This window comes from Pantoea sp. PNT03, from assembly GCF_014852515.1.
Classification (GTDB): domain Bacteria; phylum Pseudomonadota; class Gammaproteobacteria; order Enterobacterales; family Enterobacteriaceae; genus Pantoea; species Pantoea leporis.
The window spans coordinates 1-14,653 of the sequence record NZ_JACVBT010000008.1 but is presented as its reverse complement, the minus strand read 5'-3'; the positions used below and the strand labels follow the sequence as shown (position 1 = coordinate 14,653).

Annotated in this window: 12 protein-coding genes and 1 rRNA gene; 6 read left to right on the top strand and 7 right to left on the bottom strand. The window is 51.6% G+C overall.

What is annotated here, in order from left to right:
* The first annotated feature begins 177 nt into the window (after positions 1 to 177).
* The 3 genes from glnA to glnG all read left to right on the top strand — a co-directional run bounded on the left by glnA (position 178) and on the right by glnG (position 4,241).
* Positions 178 to 1,587, top strand: coding sequence for a glutamate--ammonia ligase (glnA, locus tag IB226_RS22065; protein WP_007885243.1), 1,410 nt, complete (start codon positions 178 to 180; stop codon positions 1,585 to 1,587).
* Between the two features lie 187 nt (positions 1,588 to 1,774).
* Positions 1,775 to 2,824, top strand: a complete 1,050-nt coding sequence (gene glnL, locus IB226_RS22060) for a nitrogen regulation protein NR(II) (protein ID WP_008109798.1) — start codon at positions 1,775 to 1,777, stop codon at positions 2,822 to 2,824.
* A 7-nt stretch (positions 2,825 to 2,831) separates the two neighbouring features.
* Positions 2,832 to 4,241, top strand: coding sequence for a nitrogen regulation protein NR(I) (glnG, locus tag IB226_RS22055; RefSeq protein WP_008109800.1), 1,410 nt, complete (start codon positions 2,832 to 2,834; stop codon positions 4,239 to 4,241).
* A gap of 51 nt (positions 4,242 to 4,292) precedes the next feature.
* Here the strand turns inward: glnG and hemN are convergent, their stop codons facing one another.
* Both hemN and yihI read right to left on the bottom strand, forming a co-directional pair.
* On the bottom strand, positions 4,293 to 5,666 hold the full coding sequence (gene hemN, locus IB226_RS22050; RefSeq protein WP_192237009.1) for an oxygen-independent coproporphyrinogen III oxidase: 1,374 nt from the start codon (positions 5,664 to 5,666) through the stop codon (positions 4,293 to 4,295).
* A 236-nt stretch (positions 5,667 to 5,902) separates the two neighbouring features.
* Entirely contained in the window at positions 5,903 to 6,424 is a 522-nt protein-coding gene (gene yihI, locus IB226_RS22045) for a Der GTPase-activating protein YihI (RefSeq protein WP_101760720.1), read from the bottom strand.
* A gap of 555 nt (positions 6,425 to 6,979) precedes the next feature.
* Here yihI and yihA point away from each other — a divergent pair.
* Positions 6,980 to 7,621: a ribosome biogenesis GTP-binding protein YihA/YsxC gene (yihA, locus tag IB226_RS22040; protein WP_101760721.1), complete on the top strand. Its 642-nt coding sequence runs from the start codon at positions 6,980 to 6,982 to the stop codon at positions 7,619 to 7,621.
* Between the two features lie 395 nt (positions 7,622 to 8,016).
* Here the strand turns inward: yihA and polA are convergent, their stop codons facing one another.
* From polA to IB226_RS22020, 4 genes are all read right to left on the bottom strand, one after another.
* Positions 8,017 to 10,809, bottom strand: coding sequence for a DNA polymerase I (gene polA / locus IB226_RS22035; RefSeq protein ID WP_192237008.1), 2,793 nt, complete (start codon positions 10,807 to 10,809; stop codon positions 8,017 to 8,019).
* 367 nt (positions 10,810 to 11,176) lie between these two features.
* Entirely contained in the window at positions 11,177 to 11,806 is a 630-nt protein-coding gene (dsbA, locus tag IB226_RS22030) for a thiol:disulfide interchange protein DsbA (protein WP_192237007.1), read from the bottom strand.
* A gap of 26 nt (positions 11,807 to 11,832) precedes the next feature.
* Positions 11,833 to 12,819: a serine/threonine protein kinase gene (locus tag IB226_RS22025; RefSeq protein WP_137386805.1), complete on the bottom strand. Its 987-nt coding sequence runs from the start codon at positions 12,817 to 12,819 to the stop codon at positions 11,833 to 11,835.
* A gap of 46 nt (positions 12,820 to 12,865) precedes the next feature.
* On the bottom strand, positions 12,866 to 13,141 hold the full coding sequence (locus IB226_RS22020; protein WP_101760725.1) for a YihD family protein: 276 nt from the start codon (positions 13,139 to 13,141) through the stop codon (positions 12,866 to 12,868).
* Positions 13,142 to 13,213: 72 nt separating this feature from the next.
* Here IB226_RS22020 and mobA point away from each other — a divergent pair, with 72 nt between their 5' ends.
* Complete coding sequence (gene mobA / locus IB226_RS22015; RefSeq protein WP_192237006.1) at positions 13,214 to 13,789, top strand: molybdenum cofactor guanylyltransferase MobA; 576 nt, start codon at positions 13,214 to 13,216, stop codon at positions 13,787 to 13,789.
* Positions 13,786 to 14,289 carry a molybdopterin-guanine dinucleotide biosynthesis protein MobB gene (mobB, locus tag IB226_RS22010; protein ID WP_110868414.1) on the top strand — a complete coding sequence of 168 codons (504 nt, stop codon included), beginning with the start codon at positions 13,786 to 13,788 and terminating at the stop codon, positions 14,287 to 14,289. The genes mobA and mobB overlap by 4 nt, the downstream gene beginning before the upstream one ends.
* Positions 14,290 to 14,364: 75 nt before the next feature.
* Here the strand turns inward: mobB and rrf are convergent.
* Positions 14,365 to 14,480: ribosomal RNA gene (gene rrf / locus IB226_RS22005) — 5S ribosomal RNA — on the bottom strand.
* Between the last annotated feature and the right edge of the window lie 173 nt (positions 14,481 to 14,653).

The following is a 14,653-nucleotide window of genomic DNA, read 5'->3' as shown; positions in this document are numbered from 1 at the left end:
TTGTCATAAAGTTGGCACAGAATTCGCTTTATATATTTTAAGCGAAAACGACAGTTATAAAACGGTTGAAAGAGCTTGCCGAGATCTTTAGTTAGGAGTGGTCAGCAGTCGTGACACATTCCCGGCAACGAAGTTCTCTCACCATGACGATAATGACCATTTCCAGGAGAGTTGAGTATGTCCGCTGAACACGTTCTCTCGATGATGAACGAGCATGAAGTTAAGTTTGTTGACCTGCGTTTTACCGATACCAAAGGTAAAGAACAGCACGTTACTATCCCTGCTCACCAAGTTAACGCTGACTTCTTCGAAGAAGGCAAAATGTTCGATGGCTCCTCCATCGGTGGCTGGAAAGGCATTAACGAATCAGACATGGTGCTGATGCCGGATGCAACTACTGCAGTCATGGATCCGTTCTTCGAAGACTCGACCCTGATCATCCGTTGCGACATCCTTGAGCCAGGCACACTGCAGGGCTACGACCGTGACCCACGCTCCATTGCTAAGCGTGCAGAAGAGTTCCTGCGTTCTTCAGGCATCGCGGATACCGTGCTGTTTGGACCAGAGCCAGAGTTCTTCCTGTTCGATGACATCCGTTTCGGTTCTTCTACTTCAGGTTCACACGTGGCTATCGACGATATCGAAGCAGCCTGGAACACCGGTAAAGAGTACGAAGGCGGTAACAAAGGTCACCGTCCAGGTCTGAAAGGCGGGTACTTCCCAGTGCCACCGGTTGACTCAGCACAGGACATCCGTTCTGCCATGTGTCTGACCATGGAGCAGATGGGTCTGGTGGTTGAAGCACATCACCACGAAGTAGCCACAGCTGGTCAGAACGAAGTGGCAACCCGCTTCAACACCATGACCAAAAAAGCTGACGAAATTCAGATCTACAAATACGTGGTGCACAACGTTGCTCACGCGTACGGCAAAACGGCAACCTTTATGCCTAAGCCAATGTTCGGCGATAACGGTTCTGGTATGCACTGCCACATGTCTCTGTCAAAAGGCGGCGTGAACCTGTTCTCTGGCGACAAGTACGGCGGCCTGTCTGAAACTGCTCTGTTCTACATCGGCGGTATCATCAAGCACGCTAAAGCGATCAATGCCCTGGCGAACCCAACCACCAACTCTTACAAGCGTCTGGTCCCAGGCTACGAAGCGCCAGTTATGCTGGCTTACTCTGCCCGTAACCGTTCTGCTTCTATCCGTATCCCAGTGGTTGCCAGCCCGAAAGCACGTCGTATCGAAGCACGCTTCCCGGATCCAGCGGCTAACCCATACCTGGCATTCACCGCGCTGCTGATGGCCGGTCTTGATGGTGTTATCAACAAGATCCACCCTGGCGATGCGATGGACAAAAACCTGTATGACCTGCCACCGGAAGAAGAAGCTGAGATTCCAAAAGTTGCAGGTTCTCTGGAAGAAGCGCTGAACGCACTGAACGAAGACCGCGAGTTCCTGACCCGTGGCGGCGTGTTCACTGATGACGCTATCGATGCGTACATCGAACTGCGTAAGCCAGAAGTTGACCGCGTGCGTATGACTCCGCACCCAGTTGAGTTCGAACTGTACTACAGCGTTTAATTTAAAAATTTCAGCTCCCTGTTCACGCACTCTTTTTGCTGCGTGAACAGCCTGAAAGATTTTTAATTGCCGTGGAAACTTTAGCCCATCTCCGGATGGGCTTTTTTCTCCGCGCATTCATGGTTCGAAGCACAGATTTCCGTCCTGAATGGCTATAATGCACTAAATTAGTGCAGAGGAACGCTGTATGGCAACTGGCACGCTGCCCGACGCGGGGCAGATTCTCAACTCCCTGATCAACAGTATTTTGCTGGTCGATAACGATTTAGTTATCCATTACGCCAATCCGGCGGCTCAGCAATTACTGGCGCAAAGCTCACGTAAATTGTTCGGCACGCCATTACCGGAATTAACCGGCTATTTTTCGCTGAATATTGAGGTGATGAGCGAGAGTCTCGGAGCTGGCCAGGGCTTTACCGATAGCGAAGTCACTCTGGTGGTTGATGGCCGCGCGCACATTATGTCGCTCACGGCACAGCGCTTACCGGATGGCTTTATTCTGCTGGAAATGGCGCCGATGGATAATCAACGTCGTCTTAGCCAGGAACAAATTCAGCATGCTCAGCAGGTCGCTGCCCGCGATTTGGTGCGCGGTCTGGCGCATGAGATTAAAAACCCGCTGGGAGGATTACGTGGCGCCGCGCAGCTACTGACTCGCGCGTTACCCGATCCTTCCCTGCATGAATATACGCGCATCATCATTGAGCAAGCCGACCGCCTGCGTAATCTGGTTGATCGTCTGCTTGGCCCGCAACAGCCGGGCTTGCACGTAACGCAAAGTATTCATCAGGTTGCCGAACGCGTGGTGAATCTGGTGTCGATGGAGCTGCCGGATAACGTTTCGCTGGTGCGCGATTACGACCCAAGCCTGCCGGAACTGCCGCACGATCCCGACCAGATTGAACAAGTGCTGTTGAATGTGGTGCGAAACGCGCTGCAGGCATTAGGCGATGAAGGCGGCACCATTGTGATTCGTACGCGTACCGCCTTCCAGCTCACGCTGCACGGCACGCGTTACCGCTTAGTCGCGCGTATTGATATTGAAGATGACGGCCCAGGCATTCCGGCCCAGCTACAAGATACCCTGTTCTATCCGATGGTTAGCGGACGCGAAGGTGGCACCGGTTTAGGTCTGTCCATCGCCCGTAGCCTGATCGATCAGCATTCAGGAAAAATAGAATTTAACAGTTGGCCAGGTCACACCGAATTCTCGGTTTACCTGCCTATTCGCCAGTGAGGTTTCTATGCAACGAGGGATAGTCTGGATCGTCGATGACGATAGCTCCATCCGCTGGGTGCTTGAAAGGGCACTCACTGGAGCCGGTTTGAGCTGTGCAACCTTTGACAGCGCTAACGAGGTATTGGACGCGCTCGCAAGCAAAACCCCAGACGTATTATTGTCAGACATTCGTATGCCTGGCATGGATGGACTTGCGCTGCTGAAACAGATTAAGCAGCGCCATCCGATGCTACCGGTGATCATTATGACCGCACACTCCGATCTGGATGCGGCCGTCAGCGCTTATCAGCAAGGTGCGTTTGATTACCTGCCAAAGCCGTTTGATATTGATGAAGCGGTCGCGCTGGTTGAACGTGCGATTAGCCATTATCAGGAGCAGCAGCAGCCGCGTAATCAGCCCGTCAGCGGCCCAACAACCGACATTATCGGCGAAGCGCCGGCAATGCAGGATGTGTTCCGCATCATTGGTCGTCTTTCACGCTCCTCAATTAGCGTGCTGATCAATGGTGAATCCGGTACCGGTAAAGAGTTGGTGGCACATGCGCTGCATCGCCACAGTCCACGCGCGAAATCTCCTTTTATCGCGCTGAACATGGCGGCGATTCCCAAAGATTTGATTGAATCAGAGCTATTTGGTCACGAGAAAGGCGCGTTCACCGGTGCCAACCAGATTCGTCAGGGACGTTTTGAGCAGGCCGATGGCGGCACGCTGTTCCTTGATGAAATTGGTGATATGCCGCTTGATGTGCAAACCCGCTTATTGCGCGTATTGGCCGATGGCCAGTTTTATCGCGTTGGCGGCTATGCGCCGGTGAAAGTGGATGTGCGTATCATCGCGGCAACCCACCAGAATCTTGAGCTGCGCGTGCAGGAAGGCAAATTTCGTGAAGACTTGTTCCATCGTCTTAACGTGATCCGCGTTCATCTGCCGCCGCTGCGTGAACGACGTGAAGATATTCCGCGCCTGGCGCGTTACTTCTTGCAGGTTGCTGCACGCGAGTTAGGGGTGGAAGCGAAGATTCTGCATCCCGAAACCGAAACCGCGCTGACGCGTCTGCATTGGTCCGGTAACGTGCGCCAGCTGGAAAATACCTGTCGCTGGTTGACGGTGATGGCAGCTGGCCAGGAAGTGTTGATTCAGGATCTGCCGCCTGAACTGTTTGAATCCAGCACGCCAGACAATCCGGTGCAATCGTTGCCGGACAGCTGGGCTACGCTGCTGGCGCAGTGGGCAGATCGCGCCTTGCGTTCCGGTCATCAAAACCTGTTGTCGGAAGCACAGCCGGAGATGGAGCGCACGCTGCTCACCACCGCGCTGCGTCATACACAAGGGCACAAACAGGAAGCGGCACGCTTGCTCGGCTGGGGACGAAATACCCTGACGCGTAAGTTGAAAGAGCTGGGGATGGAATAACGCGCACGTTTTGCGTTTTGAAACCGGGGAGCGAATAGGCTCCCCGTTTTTTTATATCACTCGCGAGAATTGCTGCATGCGCACCTTTTGGCGCATATACACATCGAAGCACATACAGATGTTACGAATCAGCAACCGACCGACGCCGGTAACGTGCAGGCTGCGACCGTGCTGCTCCACCAATCCATCCGCCACCAGCGGCGCTAACAGTGCTAAATCCTCGGCAAAATAGTGTTCAAACTCAACCGGGTATTGCGCCTCTACCGCGGCAAAATCCAGTGCGAAATTACAGATTAAGGCTTTAATCACATCGCGGCGCAAACAATCATCGTTACTCAAGCTAAGCCCGCGCCACAGCGCATTGCCGCGCTGCTCGACATCTGCGTAATAGGCTTTCAACTCTTTGTGATTTTGCGCATAGCTGTCGCCCAGCATGCTGATGGCCGACACGCCCAAACCGAGCAAATCGGTTTCGCCCTGGGTGGTGTAACCCTGAAAATTACGATGCAGTTCGCCAGCGCGTTGTGCCACCGCCAGCTCATCATCCGGACGTGCGAAGTGATCCATACCGATAAACTGATAGCCTTCGCCGGTTAAGGTGGCGATGGTTTCCTGCAGGATCTGCAGTTTCTGTGCTGCACCTGGCAGCTCCTCATCTTTAATTTTACGCTGCGCAGCGAACAGTGAAGGCATGTGCGCATAATTGAAGACGCTGAGGCGATCGGGATTGAGTGCAGTAACGCGCTGTAAGGTAAAGGCGAAGCTTTCCGGCGTTTGCAGCGGTAAGCCATAAATCAGATCAAGGCTAACCGAACGGAAGCCTTGCTCACGCGCACGCTGCACCAGAGCGAAGATGGTTTCTTCCTCCTGCACGCGATTCACGCGCTCCTGCACCGCTTTATTAAAGTCCTGCACGCCCATGCTAAGGCGATTAAAACCTTCCGCGCGCAGATGATCGATCATCTCCAGTTCGATTTCACGTGGATCAACCTCGATCGACATTTCGACGTCATCGGCAATCGTAAAATGCTCGCTTAGCAGCGCCACCAGCCGGCTCACCTGCTGCTGGTTGAGGAATGTCGGCGTGCCACCACCCCAGTGCAATTGAGTGACGCAGCGGCCCGCAAATAAGGGCGCACGTTGACGAATTTCCAGCTCCAGCACATCAAGGTAGCGATCGGCTTTATGCAGCTGGCGCGTCACGATTTTATTGCAGCCACAAAAATAACAAAGCCGATGGCAAAACGGGATGTGCACATACAGCGATAACGGACGATCGGGATAGCGCTGCACGGCTTGCTGAAAATCTGCCTCACCAAATTTCTCACTGAATTCGAGCGCGGTGGGATAAGAGGTATAACGTGGGCCAGCGTAGTTGTATTTTTCGATGAGGCGCTGATCCCAATCAATCTGCTGCGATGACATGCTCACTCCTTACGGTGACGTCGTCTGAGAGAGGGTCGCGTAGCAGAAGAGTGGACGAAGCGATGGGCTGAACGCCGACGTAAACGCGACTTAAGACGCGACAGGCGGCGTAGTTTAAACAATAACCAGAGCAGATAACATGTCAGCAGCAGCGCGAAAATTGATCCAGGCCAAAACATAGGTGAATACCTGTTTAGCGCGGCATGCGCGAAAACGCATGCCGATCAAAATTTGCCTTAATTACCTTTTAGCAGGCGCATCATATCTTCTTCAGCCTGCTCATCTTCCGCTTCGTCATCCAGCGCGATGCCCAGCGTTTCCATCAGCTCATCGATGCGGTCTAAGGTTTGATCCAACCAGGCCTGATCTTCGCCACTCAAGGTTTCACCGTTTTCCAGGCGATCCAGCAGCGTATCCAGACGTTCGTCATTTTCCAGCTTCGCCAGCTCTTCTTGCGGCGTCAGGCGAACTTTTTCTGCTTTTGGCTTTGGTTTCGCTTCAGGCTTTTTTGCCGGCTGGGTTTTACCATCAGCAACTAATGCGATCGGCTTTTTGCTGCCCAGGCGTGGATCCTGAGCTTTTTTACCCTGACCTTTGCCAGCGGCTTGCGTTTCAGGATTGGCGCGGCTGCCAGATTTATGGCCGCTATGTTTTTTATCGCGTTTGCGATCGCGCGCTTCCTGATTAAGGTCTTCACGCGATTTGCGTTTGGCTTTCGCAGCAGGTTTGCCACGCGGGGCTGATGCAGGTTGCTTCATGGTGTCCGGTCTCGGCGGTGCTTTGTGAGTTCAGTATAGAATTGCGGCGAAATCTAGCAGAAAGTAAGCAAAGAAAAAAGGCGATAGCCTATGCTATCGCCTTTTATCGCACCTTCATATGAAGGAAACACTGAATAAATCCTTTACGGCTCACAACGTCCCGGTTGCTCCATCGCCACATCGCTCCTGCGATTAATCCCTGTCCTTGTTCGATTCCTGCCTGAATCGCTTCCCGCCATGCTCTTGGTCATCCCCGACACTCCTGAGCTCATCATCCTGATGGGTGCTGCCGTGCACTGACAACAAATGTAGACTAATAGGTAAAATGAACAAGTGAGACTTGTCTCTATTTTAGAGTGGTATTTCCTAAATTCATTTCAAATCATTGAAATATAACATCTAAATGGATTGCTAATATTCCATGAAGCGGTAATCGCTGGCAGTAAAAATCATAGATCTCTTACAAAATGGCGCATTTGGACGCTATCGGGCACTTTTGCGCCATTACAGGTATAATCAGCCCAATTGCCCGATTCATTTTGCTGGAGTTTCACTTTGTCTGCTTTGAACTATCACATGACCCATTTCATGCTCAGCGCCCCCGATATTCGCCACTTACCGGCGGATGTGGGTATTGAAGTTGCTTTTGCCGGGCGCTCGAATGCAGGCAAATCCAGCGCGCTGAACACCATCACTAACCAAAAAGGTCTGGCCCGTACCAGTAAAACGCCAGGTCGTACTCAGCTGATTAACCTGTTTGAAGTGGTTGAAGGTAAATGTCTGGTCGATTTACCCGGTTATGGCTATGCCCAGGTTCCGGAAGAGATGAAGCGCAAATGGCAGCGCTCGCTGGCGGAATATTTGCAAAAACGTCAGGCGCTGAAGGGTCTGGTGGTATTGATGGATATTCGCCATCCGCTGAAAGACCTCGATCAGAACATGATTGAATGGGCCGTGCAGAGCCAGATTCCCGTGCTGGTCTTACTGACCAAAGCCGACAAACTGGCATCCGGCGCACGTAAAGCACAACTGACGATGGTGCGCGAAGCGTCGCTGGCCTTTAACGGTGATGTGCAGGTGGAAATGTTCTCGTCGCTGAAGAAGATGGGCGTTGATATTGTGCGTAAGAAGCTGGACAGCTGGTTTAGCGAACTAGAGCCAGCGCAAGAAGGCGACGGCGAAGAAACAGCAGAGTGATTTTGTTGCGGCTTTTGAGAAAAAGCCCAATAAAAAACGCCCCAGTCATAAATGACTGGGGCGGCTAAATATTCAGCCAAATCCGATTACGTGAAGTAAAAGGTCTGAAAGATAGAACATCTTACCTCTGTACCCTACTCGACAAACTCTACCTGATTTTCAGCGCCCTACAAAGGGTTTTTTGTTGTTAAGTTTCAGGATTCGACATCTTTTTTACTAAGCTCATCACACTTTCACGCGTTCGATGTAGTTTAATTACTAAAAAAATGCTTAGCCGATAGGCAGTTACAAAACGCGCATTTAATAGACCGCTTTGTGAGGTTGCTGAACCGATTAAGTAAACTTTTTTCTTATGATGATGCCAGCGGCACGCAAATACCGCTGAATCAGCATGATCAGTGTGCCTCATCCCAGTTATCGCCGGTGCCTACTTCCACCTGCAGCGGCACATCCAGCTTCATGCTGTTCTCCATCAGATCACGGATGGTCTTAATGGCGCTATCCACTGCATCGCTGCGGATCTCAAACACCAGTTCATCGTGTACCTGCATAATCATGCGCACGGCATCGTCTTTTTGCTCCAACAGCCAGCCATCCACCGCAATCATCGCGCGTTTGATGATGTCTGCCGCCGTGCCTTGCATTGGGGCATTAATCGCCGCTCGCTCCGCCGCTTTACGACGAATCGCATTGCTGGAAGTGATATCAGGCAGCCACAAACGACGACCATCGAGCGTTTCTACATAGCCTTTCTCTGCTGCCTTCGCGCGCGTCTCTTCCATATAACGCAGCACGCCCGGATAGCGTTCAAAGTAGAGATCCATGTATTTCTTCGCCTCACCCGCACCGATATTGAGCTGGCGGGAAAGACCAAACGCGCTCATTCCGTAGATCAGACCAAAGTTGATCGCCTTGGCACTGCGACGCTGCTCACCTGAAACTTTGCTTAACGCCACACCAAACACTTCTGATGCGGTGGCACGGTGGATATCTTCGCCCTGGGCAAACGCATCCAGCAGGCCTTTGTCTTGCGACAGATGCGCCATGATACGCAGTTCAATCTGTGAGTAGTCCGCGGCGACAATACGATTGCCCGATCCGGCGACAAACGCCTGGCGGATTCGGCGCCCTTCTTCGTTGCGCACCGGGATATTCTGCAGGTTAGGATCGGTAGACGAGAGTCGTCCCGTCGCCGTTACCGCCTGATGATAGGATGTATGTACGCGGCCGGTAAGCGGATTGATCATCAGTGGCAGCTTATCGGTGTAAGTCGATTTCAACTTTGATAAACCACGATGTTCCAGAATTACTTTAGGCAGTGGATAATCGAGAGCCAGTTCAGCCAGCACTTCTTCGCTGGTCGACGGCGCGCCGCCCGGCGTTTTCTTGGTCGGTTTAATACCCTGCTTTTCAAACAAAATGGTTTGCAGCTGTTTGGGTGAAGAGAGATTAAACGGTTCGCCTGCCAGCTCGTGCGCCTTCAGCTCCAGCTCGGCCACACGCGTGGTCAGCTCCTGCGAGTGTTTCGCCAGGATATTCTGGTCAATCAGCACGCCGTTGCGCTCAATCCGCGATATCACCTTCAACAACGGCATTTCGATCTCTTCAAATACCTGTTTCGGCCCCGCTTCCGGCTCCAGTTTCTCCCACATTTTCAGATGCAATTGCAGCGTGACATCGGCATCTTCCGCCGCGTAGTGGCCCGCTTGTTCGATAGCAATCTGATTAAATGTGAGCTGATTTTTGCCTTTACCCGCGATCTCTTCGAAAGTCACCGTTTTATGGTTTAGCCAGCGCGCGGCCAGACTGTCCATATCGTGTTTTCCGCCCACGCTATTCAGGCAATAAGATTCCAGCATGGTGTCAAATTTGATGCCGTTCAGTTCAATGTCGTAATTCTTCAGCACGCCGCGATCGTATTTGAGATTCTGACCAACCTTCGCCGCGTTACCATCCTCCAGCAGCGGTTTTAGCTGCTTCAGCACTTCGCTGCGATCCAGCTGATCTGGCGCATCCAGATAATCATGGGCAACCGGCAGATAAGCTGCTTCGCCCGGCGCGACGGCAAAACCAATGCCGACAATATTGGCGCTTAAGGTATCCAGCGAGTCGGTCTCAAGATCGAAAGCGAAGAGCTCGGCGCTTTTCAGCTTTTTGAGCCATGCGGCAAATGTCGCTTCATCGAGTATAGTGACGTAGCCATCCGCAGAGAGCACGCTGGTCGCTTGGGCAGCGGGCGCAGCAGGTTCGCTGAGCTGCGGTTTCTTAGCCTGCGCGTTGCTCTTCTTACCTTGTTGCAGCCATGAACCATCCTGCAAATCGGTGATCCAGCGCTTAAATTCATAACGGCTAAACAAGGTTTGCAGCGCTTCGACATTAGGTTCATTGACGACAAGCTCATCGCAGGTCAGATCCAACTCAACGTCGGTTTTGATGGTTGCCAGCTGATAAGACAGGAACGCGACGTCGCGATTTTGCTCCAGCTTCGCCGCCATGGTTTTCGCACCGCGGAACGAGAGATCGGCCACTTTATCGAGATTGTCATAGATTGACTGCATACCGCCCAAGCCTTGCAGCAACGCCTGCGCGGTTTTCTCACCGACTCCCGGCACGCCTGGAATGTTATCGGAGCTGTCGCCCATCATGGCGAGGAAATCGATAATCAGTGCTGGCGGCACGCCATATTTCTGCTCGACCTCTTCCGGACCGAGCACGGTATTCGTCATGGTGTTGATCAAGGTGATCGCAGGCGTCACTAACTGCGCCATATCTTTATCGCCGGTGCTGATCAACACCGGGCGGCCGAGTTTTTCCGCCTCTAGCGCCAGCGTACCGATAACGTCATCCGCCTCAACGCCAGATACCGCCAACAGCGGCAGGCCCATCGCCTTCACCATTTCATGCAGCGGCTCAATCTGCGCACGCAGATCGTCTGGCATCGGCGGACGGTGCGATTTGTAGTGTTCAAAAAGCTCATCGCGGAAGGTTTTGCCTTTCGCATCGAAGACCACAGCCACATGGCTTGGCTGATACTGCATCAACAGGCTTTTCAACATGTTGAGCACACCATACATGGCGCCAGTTGGCTCGCCTGCACTGTTCGTTAGCGGCGGAAAGGCATGATATGCACGGTACAGATAAGATGAGCCGTCGACCAGAATCAGGGGATTTTCTGCAATTTGCGCCATAGGTTCGTATTTTCTTCGTTGCGATAATGAGGGCTATAAGGATGCCACAACCAGAGGAGAATGTTGAATGCACTCGGGGAAGTCAGGATCTTTTTCGTCGTTACGCGGCACGGATCGCAAGGATCAAACTGTGGATAAGTTTGTGCGTAAAAATCATAACGTATTGTTATTTACGTTAATTGCAATTACTTTAATATTAAAAATTCATTTATATCAGCAAGTTAAATACTTATTGTGATCTTGCTCGCCCTAATGAAAAGACGATCGTCCATGTGGATATTAAGCGAAGGGTTAATAAATACATCGCACAAATAAGAGAATGAAGGCAATAAAAAACGCCGGCAGTACCGGCGTTCTAAAAACTAAATTACTTCTTTTCTACCAGGAACTTCACTACATTGGCGTAATCAGCAACGAAGTTGTCCATTGAGCTGGTATCCAGGCCGCCGTTGTTAACCATATATTTGCCGTTAACGAAGATCGCTGGCACACCTTGCAGATTGACGTCTGCTGCTGCTTTCTGCTGCTGCGCAACCAGCGCTTTTACTGCGAAGCTATTCCACGCTGCATCGTAATCTTCTGAAGAGATACCCGCCGCTTCAATAAAAGTCTCTTTCAGACTTGCTGCATCGGTAACGGTTTGGGTTTTCTGAATACCGTCGAAAATCGGTGCAGTAACTTTGCTTTCTACGCCTAGCGCCATGGCAACAGCCCATGCCTGAGTGACAACCGGACCGAATTGACCACCAAGGAAATCAACGTGGTATTTGGTCACTTTCGTGTCCGCCGGCAGGTTCTTTTTCACTGCCTCGCTCACGTGATAAACGCGTTCGAACTGGTAGCAATGTGGGCAGAAGAAGGAGAAGAACTCCAGAACCTGCGGCTCACCCGCCACTGGCTTTGGCAAAGTAACGAACTGCTTACCATCGTTGAACTGTGCCGCCGAGGCGCCAAATGCCAGCATTAAACCTACCAGCGCAAACATGATCTTTTTCATCGTGAAACAATCTCCTGAGTACTTCATTAATATTGCGGGCTAAGCTGCAACGGCGGTTCGTGTAACAGCCTTTCCTGCTCGATAAATAATGCAATCTGCCGGCGCCAAAAATCCTCATCTGTCATCCAGGGGAAGGCGCGCGGAAAAGCGGGATCCTGCCAGCGGCGTACTACCCAGGCCAAATAATAAACCATGCGCATAGCGCGTAAAGGTTCAATCAGTGACAATTCATGTAAATCAAAATCACCGAATTCATTATAGGCTTCCAGCAAAATGTCCCATTGAATCAACTGTTCCTGACGATCGCCATTGACCAGCATCCATAAATCCTGCACTGCTGGCCCGTTACGGGCATCATCAAGATCGACAAACATCGGGCCTTCACGCCACAGAATATTGCCGGGATGGCAATCGCCGTGCAACCTTAACGGCTGCCAATGGCTATGCCAGCGCTGCTGCAGCGTCGCGCTGAGCTTATCAACGGCAGCAAGCAGTAAGTCTTTGAGTGAAGCCGGTACTAACGCGCTTTGTTCCAGCTCCCGACGCGGTTGAAAAACATACTCTTCAAGGCCGAAAGTGGGTCGCTGCTGAAACAGGCTTTGCTTTGCGGTTTGATGGATGCGCCCCAGAAAGCGGCCAACCCATTCCATCTGATCCTCGTTATCGGTTTCATACTGCCGTCCGCCTAAACTGGGGAAGACCGCGTACATGAAGCCGGCATGATGATTCAACGTGCTGCCCTGCAGAACGAGCGGCGCGGCAACCGGCACTTCATCCTCTAATAAATCCTGAGTGAACTGATGCTCTTCAAGGATCTGTTGTGCGCTCCAGCGCTGCGGACGATAAAACTTAGCCACATAGCGGCGTTTATCATCGTCGCTGAACTGATAGACGCGGTTTTCATAGCTATTGAGGGCGGTTAAGCCTGATTCGACACGCAGACCCGTATCCCAAAGTGCATCAAGGATGACATCGGGATTCAACGTCTGGAAATTAAAGGCGGCTTCGCTCATCATTTTGCCTGTGTGTTACCTTTGCGATTAATGCGCAAGGATAACATTACTCATCATCCTTAATCACACCGCGTGCACGTAATAGCGCGGTTTTGAAGTCCACTTCATAATCCTTTTTCAGGCCGGGAATGGCACTCTGGCTATCTGTGTCACGCATTTTGAGATGGTAAATCAATACATCATCGGTTAATTCACTTAATGGGCCACTGAAACCAGATTCCTGCGCCAGTTTTTGCAAAAATGCCAGCAAGTTGAGATCGGCATCCTTCTGCCATGCGGGTTGCAGAAGCTCGAGCAGTTCATTGAGTCGGTGATATTTCATCATTGATTCCTTTATGCAGATGGTACGCTGCCGCTCAGTAAGTATCGTCCAGAATGAAGCAAGGAGACGAATATGACAGCATTTACCGGCGTGATCCTCGCGGGTGGCCAAGGCAGTCGTATGGGAGGCCAGGATAAGGGGTTATTGATGTTACAGGGTGAACCCCTTTATCAGCACGTTTTGCGGCGATTCCGGCCGCAGGTCAATATTGTGTTGATAAGCGCTAACCGTAACATTGATCGCTATCAGGCAAGCGGTTGTCAGGTTGTTATCGATACATTGCCCGATTATCCCGGACCGCTGGCCGGGATGCTCAGTGGTTTACGCAGCAGTAAAAACGAATGGGTCGCTTTCTGCGCTTGTGATACGCCATGGATCCCCAATGACTTTGTCGCGCGTCTGTGGCAACAGCGTAATGATGCGCCCGCTGTGTGGGTGAAATCCTCCCAGCGTGATCATCCAGCCTTAGCGCTGGTCAATTGCGCATTGGCTGATGATCTTGAAACCTGGCTACTGCGCGGCGAGCGACGTTTAATGCAGTTCTTACATGAGCATGGCGGGCATGCTATTGCGTTTTCAGACCCAGAATCTGCGTTCCGCAATATCAATACGCCAGACGATCTCATGAATGAGGAAAAGTATTTATGAGTGTGCGCTTACTGGCGATTTCCGCATGGAGCGGGACAGGAAAAACCACTTTGCTTGAGCAAGTCATTCCACTTCTCAAAACTCAGGGGATTCGATCAGGCTTAATTAAGCACACACATCATCAGATGGATATCGATACGCCGGGGAAAGACAGTTATTTGCTGCGTAAAGCTGGGGCGGATCAGGTGATCGTCGCCAGTAATCAGCGCTGGGCATTGATGGTTGAATCACCTAATAAGCCTTTAAGCCTAATGCAATTAGCATCACAGATGGATAGCTCAACGTTGGATCTGGTGCTGGTCGAGGGCTTCAAAGATGAGCCGGTCCCCAAAATTGCACTTTGGCGGCGTGGCGTTAAAGGTGAGATTAAGGATTTGCTGGATCAGTATGTGATTGCAGTCGCTACTGATGAGGATATGGAACTGAATTTGCCCATATTGGATATTAATCAGCCAATGCAGGTTGCCGATTTTATTGTTCAGTGGCTTAAAAAGCGTTGAAATAGCCAGTTTTTAGCTAACATTCAGACGTAAAAAAGCCCCGGACTTTCGTCCGGGGCTTCTTCACTATTTGATGCCTGGCAGTTCCCTACTCTCGCATGGGGAGACCCCACACTACCATCGGCGCTACGGCGTTTCACTTCTGAGTTCGGCATGGGGTCAGGTGGGACCACCGCGCTAAAGCCGCCAGGCAAATTCTGTTTCGTCCGCTGCCCCCTCTCAGGCGCCGCAGACCAGTCCGTAAACAAGCTGAAAATCTCTGGTCTCTCAGACCAAAACGCCTCTGGCGTTGTAAGGTTAAGCCTCACGGGTCATTAGTACCGGTTAGCTCAACGCATCGCTGCGCTTACACACCCGGCCTATC

Coding starts and splice junctions, on each gene's coding strand:
- glnA (WP_007885243.1), top strand. CDS start 178: ATGTCCGCTGAACACGTTCTCTCGATGATGAACGAGCATGAAGTTAAG.
- glnL (WP_008109798.1), top strand. CDS start 1,775: ATGGCAACTGGCACGCTGCCCGACGCGGGGCAGATTCTCAACTCCCTG.
- glnG (WP_008109800.1), top strand. CDS start 2,832: ATGCAACGAGGGATAGTCTGGATCGTCGATGACGATAGCTCCATCCGC.
- hemN (WP_192237009.1), bottom strand. CDS start 5,666: ATGTCATCGCAGCAGATTGATTGGGATCAGCGCCTCATCGAAAAATAC.
- yihI (WP_101760720.1), bottom strand. CDS start 6,424: ATGAAGCAACCTGCATCAGCCCCGCGTGGCAAACCTGCTGCGAAAGCC.
- polA (WP_192237008.1), bottom strand. CDS start 10,809: ATGGCGCAAATTGCAGAAAATCCCCTGATTCTGGTCGACGGCTCATCT.
- dsbA (WP_192237007.1), bottom strand. CDS start 11,806: ATGAAAAAGATCATGTTTGCGCTGGTAGGTTTAATGCTGGCATTTGGC.
- IB226_RS22025 (WP_137386805.1), bottom strand. CDS start 12,819: ATGAGCGAAGCCGCCTTTAATTTCCAGACGTTGAATCCCGATGTCATC.
- IB226_RS22020 (WP_101760725.1), bottom strand. CDS start 13,141: ATGAAATATCACCGACTCAATGAACTGCTCGAGCTTCTGCAACCCGCA.
- mobA (WP_192237006.1), top strand. CDS start 13,214: ATGACAGCATTTACCGGCGTGATCCTCGCGGGTGGCCAAGGCAGTCGT.
- mobB (WP_110868414.1), top strand. CDS start 13,786: ATGAGTGTGCGCTTACTGGCGATTTCCGCATGGAGCGGGACAGGAAAA.